The 17293-nt window shown below is 49.3% G+C and carries 15 protein-coding genes; 11 read left to right on the top strand and 4 right to left on the bottom strand.

Annotated features, from left to right (window positions below; genetic code table 11):
* The first annotated feature begins 315 nt into the window (after positions 1–315).
* On the top strand, positions 316–2478 hold the full coding sequence (locus ACZ5ZV_RS02560; protein WP_464119880.1) for a hypothetical protein: 2163 nt from the start codon (positions 316–318) through the stop codon (positions 2476–2478).
* Between the two features lie 81 nt (positions 2479–2559).
* On the opposite strand, the gene ACZ5ZV_RS02555 is transcribed toward ACZ5ZV_RS02560, so the two are convergent.
* The 3 genes from ACZ5ZV_RS02555 to ACZ5ZV_RS02545 all read right to left on the bottom strand — a co-directional run bounded on the left by ACZ5ZV_RS02555 (position 2560) and on the right by ACZ5ZV_RS02545 (position 5012).
* Entirely contained in the window at positions 2560–3156 is a 597-nt protein-coding gene (locus ACZ5ZV_RS02555; RefSeq protein WP_464119879.1) for a hypothetical protein, read from the bottom strand.
* A 102-nt stretch (positions 3157–3258) separates the two neighbouring features.
* Entirely contained in the window at positions 3259–4263 is a 1005-nt protein-coding gene (locus ACZ5ZV_RS02550) for a M23 family metallopeptidase (RefSeq protein WP_464119878.1), read from the bottom strand.
* A 23-nt stretch (positions 4264–4286) separates the two neighbouring features.
* On the bottom strand, positions 4287–5012 hold the full coding sequence (locus ACZ5ZV_RS02545; protein ID WP_464119877.1) for a Stp1/IreP family PP2C-type Ser/Thr phosphatase: 726 nt from the start codon (positions 5010–5012) through the stop codon (positions 4287–4289).
* A gap of 134 nt (positions 5013–5146) precedes the next feature.
* Between ACZ5ZV_RS02545 and ACZ5ZV_RS02540 the strand changes: the two genes are divergently transcribed.
* From ACZ5ZV_RS02540 to ACZ5ZV_RS02500, 9 genes are all read left to right on the top strand, one after another.
* On the top strand, positions 5147–6097 hold the full coding sequence (locus ACZ5ZV_RS02540) for a TonB family protein (protein ID WP_464119876.1): 951 nt from the start codon (positions 5147–5149) through the stop codon (positions 6095–6097).
* 84 nt (positions 6098–6181) lie between these two features.
* Positions 6182–7375 (top strand): Bcr/CflA family multidrug efflux MFS transporter, encoded by a 1194-nt coding sequence (locus tag ACZ5ZV_RS02535; RefSeq protein ID WP_464119875.1) that lies wholly within the window; start codon positions 6182–6184, stop codon positions 7373–7375.
* A 161-nt stretch (positions 7376–7536) separates the two neighbouring features.
* Positions 7537–9150: a putative zinc-binding metallopeptidase gene (locus ACZ5ZV_RS02530; RefSeq protein ID WP_464119874.1), complete on the top strand. Its 1614-nt coding sequence runs from the start codon at positions 7537–7539 to the stop codon at positions 9148–9150.
* Positions 9151–9275: 125 nt separating this feature from the next.
* Complete coding sequence (locus tag ACZ5ZV_RS02525) at positions 9276–9443, top strand: hypothetical protein (protein ID WP_464119873.1); 168 nt, start codon at positions 9276–9278, stop codon at positions 9441–9443.
* A 253-nt stretch (positions 9444–9696) separates the two neighbouring features.
* On the top strand, positions 9697–12513 hold the full coding sequence (locus ACZ5ZV_RS02520) for a pyruvate dehydrogenase (RefSeq protein ID WP_464119872.1): 2817 nt from the start codon (positions 9697–9699) through the stop codon (positions 12511–12513).
* An 83-nt stretch (positions 12514–12596) separates the two neighbouring features.
* Positions 12597–13367, top strand: a complete 771-nt coding sequence (locus tag ACZ5ZV_RS02515; RefSeq protein ID WP_464119871.1) for a hypothetical protein — start codon at positions 12597–12599, stop codon at positions 13365–13367.
* A 69-nt stretch (positions 13368–13436) separates the two neighbouring features.
* A complete protein-coding gene (locus ACZ5ZV_RS02510) occupies positions 13437–14456 on the top strand; it encodes a hypothetical protein (RefSeq protein WP_464119870.1) in 1020 nt (339 codons plus the stop codon).
* Between the two features lie 114 nt (positions 14457–14570).
* Positions 14571–14990, top strand: coding sequence for a hypothetical protein (locus ACZ5ZV_RS02505; RefSeq protein ID WP_464119869.1), 420 nt, complete (start codon positions 14571–14573; stop codon positions 14988–14990).
* 45 nt (positions 14991–15035) lie between these two features.
* Positions 15036–15527 carry a methylated-DNA--[protein]-cysteine S-methyltransferase gene (locus ACZ5ZV_RS02500; protein WP_464119868.1) on the top strand — a complete coding sequence of 164 codons (492 nt, stop codon included), beginning with the start codon at positions 15036–15038 and terminating at the stop codon, positions 15525–15527.
* Here ACZ5ZV_RS02500 and ACZ5ZV_RS02495 read toward each other — a convergent pair.
* On the bottom strand, positions 15524–16501 hold the full coding sequence (locus ACZ5ZV_RS02495; RefSeq protein WP_464119867.1) for a hypothetical protein: 978 nt from the start codon (positions 16499–16501) through the stop codon (positions 15524–15526). The two genes, ACZ5ZV_RS02500 and ACZ5ZV_RS02495, sit on opposite strands and share 4 nt — an antisense overlap.
* A 16-nt stretch (positions 16502–16517) precedes the next feature.
* Between ACZ5ZV_RS02495 and ACZ5ZV_RS02490 the strand changes: the two genes are divergently transcribed.
* Entirely contained in the window at positions 16518–17168 is a 651-nt protein-coding gene (locus ACZ5ZV_RS02490; protein ID WP_464119866.1) for a hypothetical protein, read from the top strand.
* The last annotated feature ends 125 nt before the right edge of the window (positions 17169–17293 follow it).

Raw genomic sequence — 17293 nt, 5'->3', positions numbered from 1 at the left:
CATGCAAAGTGACCCCAGTCCCTTTAAAATGGAGATAATAAGCAAATAACAGAGGATTCCCTGGAAAAACGTCAGGAGCCGTCCAGTGGCACTTCACTTGGCAATATATTGTCACCTCGACCATAGACTTGTTTCAAAGTGATGCAGCCTGCGCATTGAATTTGCATCGTTGCCACCTGAACTCGTGTGACTGCTTGGGAAGTTTAGAAGGAACTATGTGATTCTAAGTATTTAGACTCATAGGAGCCTGCGAAATGTCTCAGGATGGCACGCGAAAAAAGGTAAAGTGGCTAAAAGTTAAACACTGGAGACTTTATGAAATTCAAGAACGTTCAAAGAGGCGCACTGGCATTGGCGCTGACCGCGAGCTTCATTGTGCCCCCTCAGCAAGTGTGGGCCAGTTCAAGCGCAAGCATCTTTTCACTGAACCTGTTTGGTGACGATGATGACACTGGAGTGACGCCAACCAGCCCGACGATTCCAAAAACGAACACGGGATCTTCGACTTCCACACCTCCGAACCGTCCCAACACGTCGAACAATACACGTGTGACTTCTACAGGTTCGGCTCAGGGAAAAATGAATGCAGCCAAAGTTCCTGAAGCATACAGCTGTCCTTTGTTTGACAACCGCCCACATGCGGAACTGATCTCTGCCATTGATTCTTTGAACAAAGAAGTTCTGACGTCTCCGGAATGTACTGGCAGCCCTTCTGCCAAATCCATCGAAGACAACGGTAACGCCATCAAACAAAGCATCGCGGCTTTGCAACAGATCATGCAAACCCAGGATCCTGCTCAGGTGAACGTTAACAGTGTCGAACAAACTATGACAGCTGCTTTGACTGCCGTGGGAAATCTGGGTGACATCGTCAATAACAACAACTTCCTGAACTCCAAGTGCGGTCGTCAGACCATGTCCACGGGTAAAGTTCTTTTGGCTTTGAATGACGTGATCAACGGCCTGGCGCCTTATGCCTTGTTCGCCGTATCCATGAATGCCGCCCTGGCTCCGGCACTGCCGTTCGTTATCGGTGGTGTGGTTGCAACAAGTGGTATTTCTGCCGTTGCCAAAATGATCGATCAGAACACTTTGGATATGAGTAAAGCTGAACACCGCAAAGCGGTTCTTCAGAACACTTGTCAATTCACGAAGGTGGCCAAAAAGGTTCGTTTCATGCAGTTGGCTCAAAGTGGAAAAATCGAAAAGATCACCCAAGAGCTTGAAAAGAGCGTGGATCTTTATAACGCGAAATTCTCAAAACCTTCAGCTGAGCTTACAAATCTTCTGAACTATAAAAATTCTTCTGAGAAATACTTCGCAGCCGTAAACAATCAGCTGGCAAATGACCGTGCGGATGTTGAAACTGTCGAGGCTCAACTTAAAACAAACAACGACGATTTGATGGTTTGTACACTGGCAAACGAGCTGGTGAACTGGGCTTCCGACGGCAAGACCTTCCCGGCTTCTGCCTTCGTAAATCTGGATAAGGCCACAGTACAAAGTGATCGTACCCAGAAGCTTCAGGCTTTGACGCTGAAGACAGTGCATGCGAACTCGATGAAACGTGTTGCTGAATACGCAGCAAAGTCTGTTGAAGACGAAAGTGCCTTGAAACTTTGCGCTCAGAACGGCCGCTCCTGGATTCAGGCGATGCGCCAGGCTGTGAACGCCACTTCCGGTGTTGTGTCCCAAAGCAAAGTGGAGCTTGAAAGTTATCTTTCTAAGAGCGCGGACTACCGTCAATGGAAAGCTCAGTACACTTTGATCGAAACAGAAAAATTGACGATCAAACGTGTTGAAAAAGCGATGCAGGAGCTGGCTCAGGACAACTCCATCATCGACCGTTCTGAATTGGCCCAACGAATGGTCAATCTGAAAGCCGGTCTGTTTGGTTCTCGCAGCTCTTGGGGCTTCGGCAAGCCACCAGTTCTTGCTTGGATCAACCATACAAAGACTATGCATGACCAGGCTGTTGCCGCCTTCACAACCAACATGAGAGCGCTTCGTCAGGGTTCTTTCAGCATGACAGACTCTGGCCAGGGTAAAGGCATCAAAATTGTTATGGGCACAGTCTTCGATGACCCTGTCATGATGAAGAAAAGCAAAGAGATCAGCCAAGCCATGAGCAACTTCAATCTGAGACAGCTTCCAGTGGGTTCTCGTGAGAACGAACTGGTCTGTCAGCAACTTGAGTCAGCTTGGTTGGATTGGTCTGCTTCCATCGACCATATCGGTGCGATCCAGTTCTTCTGCGATATGATCGATCCGGTTTTGGATGTTAAGATGGATTCTGCTGTTGTGATTGCTTGCCGCGGTAACAAACAATTGGGCGGCCAAGGCTACCTGAAATCTGTCGTGGATCAGGCCAGAACGACTCTTGCGACCAAAGGTTTCCAGGCTGACGCCAACCTGGTTAGCAAAAAATTGAAGGAACTTCAGTGCCCAATGCCTGCAGTTTCTGTGATGAACCAATAATAAAGTTCCAGTACAAATGCCAAGACAAAGGGCTCCTCAACGGGAGCCCTTTTCTTTTTCGTATCTTCCCGCCAAATCCCATCAGGGAAAAATCGAAACCTTTTCCGTGTTCAACTGCGCCACATCCAGAATGTCCTGGCGACTTAAGCCCGCCTGCGAAGTGCGAATCACAATCTGCATTCCCGCGCGAACATAGTCCTGTAAATCAGTTTTCGACACAGCGGAATTCACATTCAAAATAAACGACTTCGCCGCAGCCATGGCCAACAAATCCAGCTTGCTCAGGCCCGCGCTGCCGGACAAAACCACAATCTGGACGCCGGCATTGAGCAAAGCCACCAGATTATCACGCGACAGGCGACTGCCATCCACGTACAAAACATAAGTTCCGGTTGCAGCCATATCCAACAAATCCTGATAAGAGTAACTGGTTTTGCTGACCGAAATTCCGATGTTCACATTGGGATTAGCCAGCATGGCCTGAAGGTCCGCCTTCCCCACAATACTGACCTGATTCTGGCAGTAAGTAATGCGTGAGACTTTGGCGATTTCAGCCACATCGCTCGCACTCATATTCGTGCCACTGTTTTGCGAAAGACATTCTGAAAATTGAGGAGGCAGAGCCGCCCCGGCTGATGCCACCAAAAGAAGAGAGGACAGAAACACCGTGAATTTCATAAACACCTCACCACTTCAGTTTAGTGCTTAAGAAAATTTTAGGCCCATAAATTTCAATGATATTTGCCAAACTTAAGAAGCGACCGGTCGCCCCGCCGGAGTCTATTCGTCGAGGATGTAGTTCAGAGGATCAACAGCCGTACCGTTGATGCGAACTTCGTAGTGCAGGTGAGGTCCAGTGGAGCGTCCGGTATTACCCACCGCCCCGACAACATCCCACTTGTTCACCCGCTGACCGGCCTGCACATAAATCTGTGACAAGTGTCCAAAGCGAGTCGTCACACCGTAACCATAGTCAATTGTGATCAGCTTTCCGTAGGACTCATCATAGCTGGCAAAAACCACAACACCATCTGCAGGAGCATACACCGGCGATCCCGGAGCTGCCGCAATATCAAGTCCCGCATGAAGGGCTGTTTTCCCGGTGAACGGAGAAATACGATAACCGAACCGTGAGGTGATCCAGCCCTTGGCCGGCTTCATATTCGGCGTGGAGTTCAACAAACTCTGCCTTTCGGACAAACTTTCCCAAAGATCGATAACACTTTGTTCTTTCAGCTGGGTTTCCTTCACAGCCTTATCGATACGCACGACCAAAGAGGCATAGTCCTTGTCGGCATTTTCATTGGCCAGCTCCCCGGCCTGATCATTCAAAGGCTTTTTATTGGCAAAAATCTGATCCTGCTCAACCAGCACATCGGCGTCTTCACGCTGTTCCATCGGTTCGTATTCTTCCACGGGCTGACCGGCAGAGGGCTTTGCGCCCATGGTCAACTTGGTGATACGGTCATCCGCTTCGACGTTGGTAATCAATTTCAGTTTGGTCGTGAAGGTCTTTACACGCTCCAGCGAATTTTCCAGGGCACTGACTTTACTTTCAACCACCTGGAACTGCTTGATGAGCTGGGCGTTTTCCGCTTTCAGGCGTTTATTTTCCATGGCCTGCAGAAGCAAACCGAAATAATCCACCAAACCCGCAGCGAAGATAATGATCACAATGGCAGAAATAAAGGAGATGGCTTTAAGCCAGGCAGCCGAGAGCACAAGCTTACGGGTTTTTCCCGTCTGATTGCTCACAATAAACAGCGTGACTTTCTTTTTATCCAAAACCTTAGCTCCTTAAAACAGACTTACTCGTGGAAATGCACCAGCATGACTGTGACGTTGTCATCTCCACCATTGGCCAAGGCTTGTTCTACACAGGCTTTAACAGCTTTGTCAGGTGTATTTTGATTCAAAATCTCAGAAATTCTTTTATCGTCCACCAGACCGGACAGACCATCGGAGCACATCAGGAAAATTTCCCCCGGGAAGATCTCTCGTTCAATGATATCCGGATAGACTTCGCGCTCATACCCCACGCTGCGTGTGATGACATTTCGCCCCACAAACTGACGAACCTGTTCCTCACTCATGACGCCGGCACGCAGTTGTTCATTGATAAGTGAATGATCTTCGGTGATCTGCCACAGATGGGGCCGCTTGAAAAGATAACAGCGTGAATCGCCCACATTTCCCACATACAGGTGTTTGCCGCGAATGTACGCCATCACCATTGTGGTTCCCATGCCCGCCAGTTCGGGGCGTTCATTGGCCGCTTTATCGAAGATGCGTTTGGAGGATTCTTCGTACGCCTGCAGGATCACTTCGCGTGGAGATTTTTTATGAGCATCAGGTTGAAGCATGATCTCCTCAACCGTCTCAACCGCCATGCTTGATGCCACTTCACCGCCGGAGTGTCCACCCATTCCATCCGCCACGATAAAGAGTCCCAGCTCTCGATTGATGAGGCAGGAATCCTGATTCGAATCACGACGAAGACCTTTATCTGTCAGATACCACGAGTCAAATTTCATAGTTGTATCATTTTCACCCACACCTGACAGAAGAGTCAAAGTCTGGCCCTAGACTTGGGTCGCAATCTTTGAGCCCGACTCACCATCAACTCAATATCAAGTGTCATAATACCGATAGAAAGGGGTGAGGTCTTATGAAGAAGTCACCGTCTTTCAGAAAGTATATTGTGCTCTCCCTGGCTCTCCACGCGATCGTGGGGGCGGGTTTCTACATCGCAGGACTTTTCAAACATGAAGCCCCTCTGAAAGAGACAGTCAGCATCGACTTTCTGACTCCAGACCAGCTTCAACAATTTGCCAAGGCCGAGCAGTTAGCTCAAAAGAAAGCCTTGCAGGTATCTGCGAACCAAGTCGTAGAACAGAGTGAGACTTCCGCCAATGAGGAAGAGGTCGACACGCGTTTTTTGAGCGCCAAAAACCAGAAGGTCGCAAAGCAAACCATTGCGGCAGAGCGCGGTCAGTTTCAGAATGTAAAAAAGGCCGAGCCCACCAAAAGTGGACCGAAGGGTGATGGTCGCCAGAAAACGGCCGCCAAGTCCGAAGAAGCCAAAAAGCAGATCGCCAAAGATCTTTTCAAAGGTTTTGATGCCAACGAAGCCATGGAAAGACAGAAGCTTGCTGAACAAAAAACTGGACTGGGCGAAGGACGTGGAACCGGCGAACAAAACACCGGTACTGGTTCTGAGACCAGTCAATCCAACGATTATGTGAAGGACGTCGACAGAGGTTTGGAGACCCTTTTGAACACCCGCGAGTTTAAGTACTACTCGTACTACAACCGCATTCGCAAGCAGCTGTCCCAGCACTGGGAAGGGCGCGTGCGCGAAAAGCTCAGTAAAATGTTCAAGGAAGGTCGATCCCCCGCTGCGACAAATCAGGATCGCATCACCAAGCTGATGATCGTTCTGAATGACAAGGGCACCTTGGTGCGCGTGCAGGTTCTAAGTGATTCCGGCGTGCGTGACCTGGATGATGCCGCGATTGAGGCCTTCCGTGCAGCAGCGCCATTCCCGAATCCTCCCAAAGGAATCATTGAAGGCGATGGTACTGTGAAGATCCGCTGGGATTTTGTTCTGGAAACCTAAGCGCTTTTCCTGAGGCCTCCTCACTAAGAGGCCTCGTCTGACTTCCTCCGTGCAAATCACAGCTCTTCCTGTTATGAAGAGCCCATGCACTCCTCCACTGCCAAGTACAATGTTCCCTTTGCCGCTCTGATTTTACTTCTGGCCAGCCTGACTGCCTTCGGTCCGCTATCGATTGATATGTACTTGCCCGCCTTCCCTGCGATTGCAGAAAATCTGGGTGTGCCTCTATCGTCCGTGCAGCTTTCCCTGGCTTCTTTCTTTGTGGGACTGGCCACCGGTCAAATCTTCTATGGTCCGCTGACGGATCGCTATGGGCGCAAGAAACCTTTATATGTCGGGCTGAGCATTTATGCCCTGGCATCGGTTGTGTGTGCGTTCACCAAAAACGTTGAAATGCTGATTCTGTTCCGCTTTCTTCAGGCCCTGGGATCTTGCTCGGGCGTGGTGATTTCGCGCGCGATCGTGCGGGATTTGTTTTCTCATCAGGAAACCGCGAAAGTGTTTTCCCTGCTGATGCTGGTGATGGGTGCGGCTCCAATTCTGGCGCCGGTTCTGGGTGGACAGATCAGTGAGCTCTTCGGCTGGCGCATGATCTTCGCCCTTCTGGCGGTTCTGAGCACTTTGTGCATCATTCTAATCGCCACCTTCCTGCCCGAGACACATCATGCTGATCAACGGGTGCATATTAAAGATTCATGGAAAGTGTATGGCAGCATCCTGAAAGACCGTAATTTTATGGGTTACGCTTTGGCGGGCGGCGCCGCCCAGGCCGGAATGTTTGCCTATATCACCGGGTCTTCGTTTGTCTTTATCAATCACTTCGGCATTCCGGCAAAAAGCTTCGGCTGGGTGTTTGGGTCCAATGCCGTGGGTTTGATTCTGTGTTCGCAGATCAACACCCGTCTGCTCAAACGCCTGAGCTATGATGCCATTCTGGAAAAGATCTTTATGGTCCTGGCTGTGCTCGGAGTTTTTCTGGCAACCGCCGGCATCCTTAACTGGGGCTTCTGGGGCATCATGATTCCTCTGTTCTTATTTATCGCAAGTCTGGGAATGACCTTTCCCAACTCCACAGCAGGTGCCATGGCCACGCAAAAGAAAAGTGCGGGAAGTGCCTCGGCCCTGTTGGGAACTTTGCAGTATGGAATTGCCGCTCTTTCCTCGGCCGCCGTCAGCCGTTTACATAATGGCACAACCATGCCGATGTGTGTGCTGATGGGTTGTTTTGGTGTGCTGGCCTTGATTCTTCATCGCGTGATCATCAAAAGAGCTCTTTAAAAAAACATCCCTTAAAAATTATCGAACACAGGAAAAACGTCAGAGATCGTCACCTCAAGACGACTTTGACAATGTCTTCCATCCCAAGTACCGCCTATTACTTAATAAAGGGCACGATAGCTGCTTTATAAAAGCAGTGACCTCTATTAAGGAGTCTCAGAATGAGAACGCTGTCGCTGCCGGGATTGCTAAATAAAATCAGACTTTGTTCACTTTGGGGCGGGGCTTTTTTGAGCCTGCTATCGTCAGCACCGGCACTTGCTGCTTCTGAGCACTTTGCCGGCGGGGCCCATGAAGTGCAAAACGCTCCATGCCGTTATCCGGTTTTGACGAAGGCCTCGGACCTGGAAAAGTACTTTCAAAACAAAGAACGCCAGTCCGAAAAAAGTAATTTCGAAGTATTGGGCTTTAAATTTGTTAATGACAGCTCTTTTTACGTAAAACACTTTAAAGACCTGATCGAGCCTTCCGAGAACACCGCCTACGATGAGCAAGATCCCCGCATCGAAATCGCGAGAAAAAAATGCCAGTCAGTTCGGTGTGCCCTGGCAACGATCATGGGAAAGCCGGAGTCTCTAAAAGCTCTTTATCTTTTGGATAAATACCGCCTGAATGTCGCGCCCATGAAATACTTTGGGGCCGGCTATTTCAAAGACAGGGATCTCGATATTATTCTTGAGGCCATGGCGCTGGTGCCCCCGCACTTGCTGCCCCTTTCAGATATCAAACAGCTGACTCATTCCGGTCCCAAGACCAAACAGGAAGAACGTGTCTATGCGGATTCTTCCATGCAGTTTTACGATTTTTGGGATACGGAATCCGCGGACATGAAGAAGTATCTGCTGTTTCATGAAATTGCCCACAACTGGTCCGACGTGGTAGCCACAGATCTGGATGAATCCCCAGAATGGATGAAAATCACCGGTTGGGAAAAGATCACGTCCTTTATGACGGTGGACTGGAAGCATCCTCATCGTGGGGACTTTAATTACAAGCAATGGGTTTCCCAGTACGCCAGCATCAACTCGTGGGAGGACTTCGCTGAAGCTGTTTCAGCTTATCGCTTCAACCCTGAAAAGCTGTTGAAAGCCAGTCCCGCCCGCTATCAATTCATAAAGAATAAAATCTTCGGCAACATTGACTTCCGCACTGGCAAGAATTGCCAGCTGGACAGTCAGTCGCAAGCTATCGCCCAGTTGGAACAGCAGGCCCTGCAGGCATTGGATCGCAAGATCAATATTTACAACGAAATCACGACTGAGATCGAAACGATTTCTTTACGCGGCGGCATCGCCAAGTCCTGCGGAATCGAGCTTAAGAATACCATCCTGAACAAAGCCGGGGCTGTTTCTCAATTCAATGCCTGCTTCAAAGAAATGATGACAAAGAATCTTGCGGATTCCTTCAATTGGATGACATTGGATCGCCAAGCAGGTTCAACCCGCGTTCAATTTAAAAAGGCCAAACGGGATTTCATCAGTCAATGGCTGGAAACCACGTTTGTAACACAGAAAATGAAATCCATCCGCTGGTCCCCCACAAAGGAGTTGAACTGCTCTTCCTTTGCCAAGAACTACAAAGCCGTGTTTGCACTGGATTTGGAAGCCCCGAATTTGGCAAACAAGGACGTCCATGCCGTGAAACAAGAGCTGGCACCCGCAATTGGCTATTGGATTTGTGCGGATTCAAAAAACAAACGTGCCAGAACTTCGACAATCGACAGAAACAGTTTCGATTTTTTGAAGAAGTGGCTGTATTCCCGTTTGAATCTTTAAATTCCCGAGGCAACTTGCCCCCACCCTGGAGGCGGTCTGCCCCTGCGACCGGCTGATTGTCGCTTTTATTCCAGCCAAGCAGACACGACACTTGCACCGTTGGAGTTTCTAAAAAAGGAGACCCCATGAAACACCATCCAGCAAAGCCACCCATCACCAAGCCCACACAGAAACCAAGTCCTCCAATTCACAAACCCAGTGGCCATCAAGGCACCGCCAGACCGGATACGGGCCGCGTGAAAAGAACCCCCGAGGGAACCATAGAGGAAAGCCCCGAAGAGCAAGCCCCCTAGGCTTAGAAGTCGGTTATAGTTTCTAAATTTCCCTATAAAAACAGTGCTCTATGTGATTTGAGCGGTGCGTCCCAGAGAGAGCCTTTTTCCCTCTGAAAACAGGCTTAAAATGTGGTCCTCTAAGCAACTCTTCCAAAGCCCCCTGTAAATAGAGCCAGAACTCTTGCTGCGGGGCTTAAACCCATGGACTCCTACAGTGTAGAGTGCTAGGTTGCAGACGCTATAAAAGACTGAAAAAACTTAGGAGAACCACGTGGATAACTCTACTCTAAAAAACACAAAACCTGAGGTTCTGGACTCCATCGCAAGACGCGCCCACTACCTGGCAACCCAGATGATCTGGCAAGCCAATCATCGCACTGACAAAGAAAAAGGCGATCCAAAAATCGGTGGTCACCCAGCAGGTTCCGCAAGCTCCCTGCACATCATGGGTGCGTTGCACTTGCTGGTGAAATCTGGTTTCGACCACATTGCCAACAAGCCTCACGCTTCACCAACTGATCACGCTTACAACTATCTTTTGGACAATCTTCTGAAAAGCGATCTTTCCAAACTTTCTTTGGAAGAAGCCAATCAGGCAATGCACGGCTTGCGTAAGTTCTCCAATGGCGACGAATACGTCTTCCAATCTTACCACTCTGCTTACGATCCGGATCAGCACAACTTCTTCCCTTCGGGCTCCGTGGGTATTCCTCCTGTTGAAGCCGGTTACATGGCCCTGGCTTACCGCTATGCTCATGAACACGGTTATGAAGTTCCTAAAGACGCTCACTTCTGGGCTGTTTGCGGTGACTCTGAATTCCGTGAAGGTTCCATGTATGAAGCGGTTCCTGACTTCGCTGAGCGCGAGATCGGCAACCTGACTTGGATTCTGGATTACAACCGCCAATCTTTGGATGGTCACCGTCTGGTGAACAACGCCATCCTGGGCGGTACGGATGCAGACCGTGTTGAAAGAACTATGGCAGCCAACGGCTGGGAAGTGATCCAGGTTCGTCACGGTGCCAAGCGTGAAGCTTTGTTCGCGAAAAAAGACGGTGAAACGTTCAAGACCTTCCTTGAAAAAGAACTGACGGACTATGATCTTCAGGCTTTGTTGCTGGTTCATGATCCGAAACTTTTGAAAGAAAGCCTGATCAAGGACTTCCCGACTTTGAAAAAGTTCCTGACTCCTATTGCAGATCAGGACATCTACGAAGCACTTCGCGACTTCGGCGGACACGACATGATGTCTCTTGCCAAAGCGATGATGAAGTCCAAGGAATCCAAACGCAAACCAACCATCATCATTGCCCACACGCTGAAAGGCTGGGGATTGAAAGCGGCTGCGCAACAAGGTAACCACTCTTCTCTTCCACACGAAGACGAAGTGGAAGAACTGCGCGCAAAACAGGGCATCACAGGTGACACTCTCTATGCACGCTTTGACGAAAAGTCTGCTGAAGGCAAGTTCCTGGCGGCTCGTGGTGAGAAAATCTACGCAGACATCAAGGCTCAAAACGCCCTGAAAGCAAAAAATCAGGAATTCTTCCTGAAAAAGCTGACTGAGTTCGGCGAGATCCCGTCTTCTTTGGAAATCAACACGAAGATGACAAGTTATCCGCACACCCAGTGGATGTTGGGGCAGTTGACTGCTAAACTGACTCGTATTTCCAATACCTCTTTGAATGAGTCTGAACTTAAAGCGGGGCAAAAAGCTCTGACCGACAATGAAAAACCGTTCAAACTGCCGGGTGAACTGTTCATCTCCATGGCTCCGGACGTGGGAACTTCCACGAACTTGAATCCAGCGATGGATGGTAAGATCTTTGGTGCCCAGGAAGTTCAGGATATCGAAGCTGAATTGGGTGTTAAAGACGACAAGCTTCCTGACCTGGTCCCTGGTGAAGATGTTACGGACCGCTTCCTGCGCTTTGAAATCGCAGAAGGCAACGTGATGTCTTGCGTGGGTGCATTCGGTAAAATGCGCGACATCGTGGGCGTGCCAATCATCCCACTGATGACTGTGTATGACTTCTTCCTGAAACGTGCTTTGGATCAATATTTCTATAACTTGTACTGGAAGTCCTCTTTCATCTGCGTGGGAACTCCATCGGGTGTGACTCTGTCGCCTGAAGGTGCTCAGCACGGCTGGAAGTCCGACATTCAGATTCCAAATCAGATCACGTGGGAGCCATACTTCTGCCAGGAACTTGACTGGATCATGGTGGATGCAATTCGCAGACACGTGATGAATGACAATGCCGGCAGATCCGGTGTGGTGTTGCGTCTTGTGACTCGTGGCGCGGAACAAAAAGATTTCGTGAAGTATCTTTCCAAACAAGCTCGTTTCAAAGTGGGCTTGGAAGGCAAGCTGGCTCGTGCGGAATTCCCGATTGCAGGCGCAGCCAACGAAGAAGAAGTTTCCGCAATGAGCGAAGCAGAAATGTTCGCTGTTGTTCGTGAAGAGGTTCTTAAAGGTGCTTACTTCCTGATTGATTACCGTGGTTACGCGGGCTATGAACCGGGCGACAACGTGATCAACATCTTTGCTATGGGTGCCCTGGTGGCAGAAGCCATCAAAGCTTCTGAGGCCCTTCTGGCTCGTGGTATTTATGCGAACGTGATCGTGGTGACTTCATCTGATCTTTTGACAGGCATCCAGGCTCACGAAAATGATTACCACTACCTGCGCAACGAACTGGGCATCAATGCAGATCTTTACCTGAAAAAGGCGGAAGAAATCTCTACTGGTGATTTGATCACTGTGGCTGGTCGCCGCGTTCCTGTTGTCAGCGTTCACGATGGTGAAGCAGGTCTGTTGGATAACTTGGGCTCTATCATTGGTGTTCGTCAGGAATGTCTTGCGGTTCGCAAACACTCCAAGTGCGGTCGCCCGTCTGAGATCTACAAGTACCACCATTTGGACGACGCTTCTATCGTTGAAGCCTGCGGAAAAGTCCTTTCTGAAACCGCTCTTGAAAAAGTCATGGTTTCAGAACAAGCTTTGGGCGAGGCCAATCAGGCTTCCACCAAGGCTGCTCACTGGACTGATTTGTGGCCATCTGCAACCCACAGCCAAAAGCACTAACGCGCTTTCGCGCAGGAGTGCGGCGGGCACTACGCGCTTGGCGCAGGAAGTGCAGCGGGTGAGCCCCGCGGAACTGGACTTAGATGAACTACTCTGACTTAGCTCAGCAAGAACTCCCCTTTGATGGGGAGTTCTTTTTAGCTCGCGAGAAGAAGTTTGAAGAACTGATCTTCTTCGTTCATTTCTTCGAAGGCAGCAAAAAGCATCTTCTTCGTCATATCAAGCTCGTGAACTCCTGGGGCTTTGATGCCTTTGTCTTTCAACTTCAGGGTGACCATAAAGACCTTCGCTCTTTAAAGCTTCCGATCAGCGCCAAGGGCAGATTTGGTCTTAAACATATCTATGCCGATCAGATCGAATCCCTGTTGAATCTGATCCCGGGCAAAAAGATCATCTTCTCTTTTTCCAACCCCTCGGCATCGGCCATTGAAGCCATGGCCCGCAGAAGTTGCAGCGATACTGTGGCTTTGGTCTGTGACAGTGGCCCCTCAGGAAGATTCCTGCCATCCGCCTACAACCTGTACACACACGAATACAAAATTCGACCCTTGCCACTAAGACTGGCGCTGACTCCGGTCCTGGGCCTGAGCTGGAGTCCGTTCCTGCACAAGGACCTTCACAAGGATCTGGCCAAGTTCCCGGCAGGATTCCGTATTTTGTCGATTCGCGGATGGAAAGACCTGTTGATCCCACCAGAGCATATTGATGCCGTCTTTGAGCCCCACACACAGCTTGATTGGAGCAAGCTGTCCTTACCAGAGGCCGGTCATCTGACAGGGCTTCGTGACTTTAAGACCGACTATGCCCCAACACTGGAGAAGTTCCTGAAACGCGTGGCCCATCCTTGCTCTTGAACAAGACAAAGGAATTTAACTAGGCGTTCGCATGTTCTGTTTTCTATTCTGGTCCCTCATGGAGGGACTATGGCAAATGGAATCCGTCTTCAGATTGTTTTAGTTGCTGGCCTTCTTCTGGGCCTCTCATCCACCGCTTCAGCCTTCGGCTGGGGTCGCAGCTCCGGCTACCTCTACGAAAAGCTGTTCAACAACATGGGGGAGCGCTATCTTTCCCTGCTGGAGGACAAAGCCACTGACAATCCTGCCAATCTGACTCCCGAGAAACGTTCCATTTGTTTAAAACGCTATAGTGGAATTCTTAGCGACGGCGTTCTGGATATCCGTATCGCCCTGGGATACTTCGATTGGACCACCGGAAGCAACGTCGGCTATTCCGGAAGAAGTTACGGTCTGAGCCCCTCCATGGACATCGGTGCCTTTGAGGCCCTGAAAGAACTTCTGACTTCGCGCTGTAGTGGCAATGCCCGATTCTGCGGATTCCAACAAAGCTCCGAAAGCTCTTCTGTCTTTGGGCGCGAGGTGATAATCCAAGGGCGCCGAATCAAGGCTCGTGTGGAAATCCGCTTTTCCTCGCAGTCCGAGCTTCTTTCTGACAATCTTGGGAAGTATCGGGAACAGCAACGCCAAAGAACCCAATATATGGAAAACTACTTCAGTAAGGCCCTGAAGGAAGCCGATGCTGTTTTCTATTTCGGACATTCCCGCAATGGCGGCGGACCTGATTTTGCGCCTCCGGTCTTTATTGGCAGCTCCAACAAACTTGACTATGCCGGTTACTACAAAGCCCAACGCCCCGGATTTAAGAAGATGCTCAATGCGCTGTCGTCAGGTCCCAAACAAACAGCCGTCCTGGGTTTGATGTCGTGCGCCTCCCGCGATCACTTCCTGTCACGCACACGTTCCATCGCACCCAATACGGGTATTATCACCTCGATGGATGTCCTGAACGTTGATGAAGTTTATACAGCGATGATTGGTGGAGTCGATGCCCTGTTGCGCGGACAGTGCCAGCACAGCTTCTATCAATCCATACGCATGACAAACAACAATCAAAAGTTCATCACCATGGATGGAATGTTTGAATAAACTTTGATTCCTCCAGTTCTTTGTCCTGCCTGCATTTACAAATCTGCAAACCTCCGGTTCCAGGCATTCAGAGACATCTGAATGCCGTATACTGAATCTATCCAAGGAGGAGATATGAGTCGGCTGGAACACCTGCCCCATCCAAGTCGTTTGCCATCCTTAAATCACCACACGCTGGCCTTTTTCGCCAATCCCGAAGACGTCCGCAGAGCCGCGTCTGCCCTGATTAACATCGGCTTCAGCGAGGCTGATATTAATATCTTCGAAGGTGATGAAGGGGTTGAAGCGATTGATATAGATGCCACCCATTCTGATCTGGTCAGCAAATACTTCCGCAAGTTTGTGAAGTTTTCTGACGCAGCCGAGTGGCACTTCTTGGCAGAAGCGGATGATGAGCTTCGACGGGGGCATGTCCTTTTCTGCGTGGTCACCATGAACGAAGAGGAACGGGATAAAGTCGTCCCGATATTAAAGCGCTTTCATGCCTATGACATCCGCTATTGCAGCGGACTTTACGTCGAGGAGGTTGTCTAAGGGCTTCTTCTGCGATAGATCTGTCAGTTCACAGATGAGGTGAACATGGCTGACTTGGAGTTTCATATTTATAAAGTTCCTTCTGAATTTGGCGAATGGCTGGCCGCCTTTGAACAGGATGAATTGATTTTCCTGGGTAGCTATAATGCCGGAAAAAAACGGGTCGAAGGTGATCTGGCTGAGTTCTTTAAAACTCATTATGCTTTTAAGGTCGGCTCCTTCATCCCCGCGAAGTGGAGCCAAGGGAACTTCTGGAAGAAAAAGCACAGAATCAAACTTCAGGGTACGGACTTTCAAATGAAAGTGTGGCTGGAGCTCTTGAAGATTCCCGCGGGCAAGACAATCACTTATTCCGAACTGGCGAAAAAACTCCGCCGTCCCTCTGCCGTCCGGGCTGTGGCCTCTGCGGTGGGGAAGAATCCCATCAGCTATTGGATTCCCTGCCACCGCGTGGTGGGTAAGAATGGCAACATTCTGAAATATCACTGGGGTCCGGAGGTAAAAGAATATCTGCTGAAAGTGGAAGGCGCTCTTTAGAACTGTAGATCCAGAATCATAGTCATCCCGGGGATGCCACGATAGTTGTCTTCAGCACTAAAACCCAGCCCCGGGATCAGCTGGTAGGACAGGATGTTCTTGTAAATGGTCTGACTCCAAGAAGTGGAAAAGCTAAAGCCGGTCATGCGATAACTGGGTTTGTTTTCTGAGATGACAAAGAAGTTGTAGGAGATATTGGCGGTTTTGTTAAACCACTGTCCCAAAGCCACACCGTTCGTGACCGTATAAAGATGTGTTCGGTCTTCATAGTCCCCTTCGTTGATGAACGTCAGGGTGAAAATCTTTGTTAACAGGAAGTTAAAGTTAAATGCCTGGAAGACCCCGGTTCCCTTGTCCGCATCAGCGTAAAACTGCAACTTCGGATTGACCCGATAGTTTTCACCGCGCTCAGCGACACTTTCAAAGGTCAAAGAATTTGAAATTTTGAAAGACCCGGCAAAACTCACGTGAGGCTGAAAGGATGTTCGAACCTCGCCCAACTTTTGGAAGAAGCCCAAGGTCGCTCCATAGTCCCGCTCACGCGGCGTCTGACGAAGATAGGTCTGACTGACCCCACGCTCTTTGGTTTCATCATAACTGGTGAACGTGATCATCCAGTATTCTTCAACGTTGGGCAGACGCAGATTCAGGTTGAAACTGGTGGCATCAGAATAGTGATCTTTTTCATTATAATAAAAGGCTGATGAGACCGTCGCCGATGTCGGATTTCTTTTTCTGGTGTACTGCCGACCGGCCAGAAATAAATCCAAACCTTCGGCCACCCCGTCAAACCACTCTGAAATGGCTTTATTGCCACTGATGAAGGATTCTTCGATGCTTTCTGCCGGGGTTTGTTTGGTCCCAGGTGCGGTGGAGCTGACAAGCTTTTGAGCCCACGCCCCAGAACTGGTTCCCAGAACAAGCAGGATGGAAACAAACGTCTTTAAAGATGTTGATGCTTTTTCCTCTTTCACGTTTTAGTCTCCAAACATGAATTATTTTAGACTGATCCTTTGCTTTCTGTCGCTGAGTATCTCACTTCTTACTGCAAAAACAGCCTTGGCTTATATTCCACAGCGGGGAAATGTCTATGCGGCTTTGGGTCCTTATATTTTTAAAACCAATTATGAAGGCTACAAGTCCGATGAAAACTCACTGAATTCCACAGGACTTTCACTGGTCGCCAATGGGGATGTTTCCGACAAAGGCAGTCTTGAAATTGCGGCCATCTATATGAACAAACTCTTTTTCCGCGAGGACGACAGCAAATACGTCGTCGAAAAAACCCAGGTGATGCATATTACGTTGGGGTATCGTCGTTGGTGGAGTCCGTCTTTCTCAAGCTCTCTCTCTGTTTACACTTCCTACCCTATGGGCAACATCACGGTTCTTCACAATGACTTCAGCGTCGCGGATGACATGGGGACGACGGCGCGCTCTTCTTCTGAAACAGGTTTGGATCTGGCACTGCAAGGAGAGCTTTGGAGCAGTGGCCGATATGCGATTGTGGCAGAGGGACGCTATTCTTACTCTTTAACGAAGAAGTCCCACGAGTTCGCGGACCAATATGGAGGATCTATCGGGCTTCGGTACTTCATTCAAAGTCGTGTCGCCGCCCCCAAAGAACTGCGCCAACCCTAACGGAAGGCCTGTTTAATTAAATTAAGTTATTGTTTTTTATGTGTTTTATTAAAACACTAACTTTAGTCCATATTTGAAATACGCCCTTTACTTACATATAATTTACATAGTAATTTATATGTAAA

The organism is Bdellovibrio sp. HAGR004 (assembly GCF_055397015.1).
This window is presented reverse-complemented; position numbering and strand designations above follow the sequence as displayed.

What these genes read in the sequence shown, in the direction of transcription:
- ACZ5ZV_RS02560 (WP_464119880.1), top strand. Translation starts at nt 316, where the DNA reads ATGAAATTCAAGAACGTTCAAAGAGGCGCACTGGCATTGGCGCTGACC.
- ACZ5ZV_RS02555 (WP_464119879.1), bottom strand. Translation starts at nt 3,156, where the DNA reads ATGAAATTCACGGTGTTTCTGTCCTCTCTTCTTTTGGTGGCATCAGCC.
- ACZ5ZV_RS02545 (WP_464119877.1), bottom strand. Translation starts at nt 5,012, where the DNA reads ATGAAATTTGACTCGTGGTATCTGACAGATAAAGGTCTTCGTCGTGAT.
- ACZ5ZV_RS02540 (WP_464119876.1), top strand. Translation starts at nt 5,147, where the DNA reads ATGAAGAAGTCACCGTCTTTCAGAAAGTATATTGTGCTCTCCCTGGCT.
- ACZ5ZV_RS02535 (WP_464119875.1), top strand. Translation starts at nt 6,182, where the DNA reads ATGCACTCCTCCACTGCCAAGTACAATGTTCCCTTTGCCGCTCTGATT.
- ACZ5ZV_RS02530 (WP_464119874.1), top strand. Translation starts at nt 7,537, where the DNA reads ATGAGAACGCTGTCGCTGCCGGGATTGCTAAATAAAATCAGACTTTGT.
- ACZ5ZV_RS02525 (WP_464119873.1), top strand. Translation starts at nt 9,276, where the DNA reads ATGAAACACCATCCAGCAAAGCCACCCATCACCAAGCCCACACAGAAA.
- ACZ5ZV_RS02515 (WP_464119871.1), top strand. Translation starts at nt 12,597, where the DNA reads ATGAACTACTCTGACTTAGCTCAGCAAGAACTCCCCTTTGATGGGGAG.
- ACZ5ZV_RS02510 (WP_464119870.1), top strand. Translation starts at nt 13,437, where the DNA reads ATGGCAAATGGAATCCGTCTTCAGATTGTTTTAGTTGCTGGCCTTCTT.
- ACZ5ZV_RS02505 (WP_464119869.1), top strand. Translation starts at nt 14,571, where the DNA reads ATGAGTCGGCTGGAACACCTGCCCCATCCAAGTCGTTTGCCATCCTTA.
- ACZ5ZV_RS02500 (WP_464119868.1), top strand. Translation starts at nt 15,036, where the DNA reads ATGGCTGACTTGGAGTTTCATATTTATAAAGTTCCTTCTGAATTTGGC.
- ACZ5ZV_RS02490 (WP_464119866.1), top strand. Translation starts at nt 16,518, where the DNA reads ATGAATTATTTTAGACTGATCCTTTGCTTTCTGTCGCTGAGTATCTCA.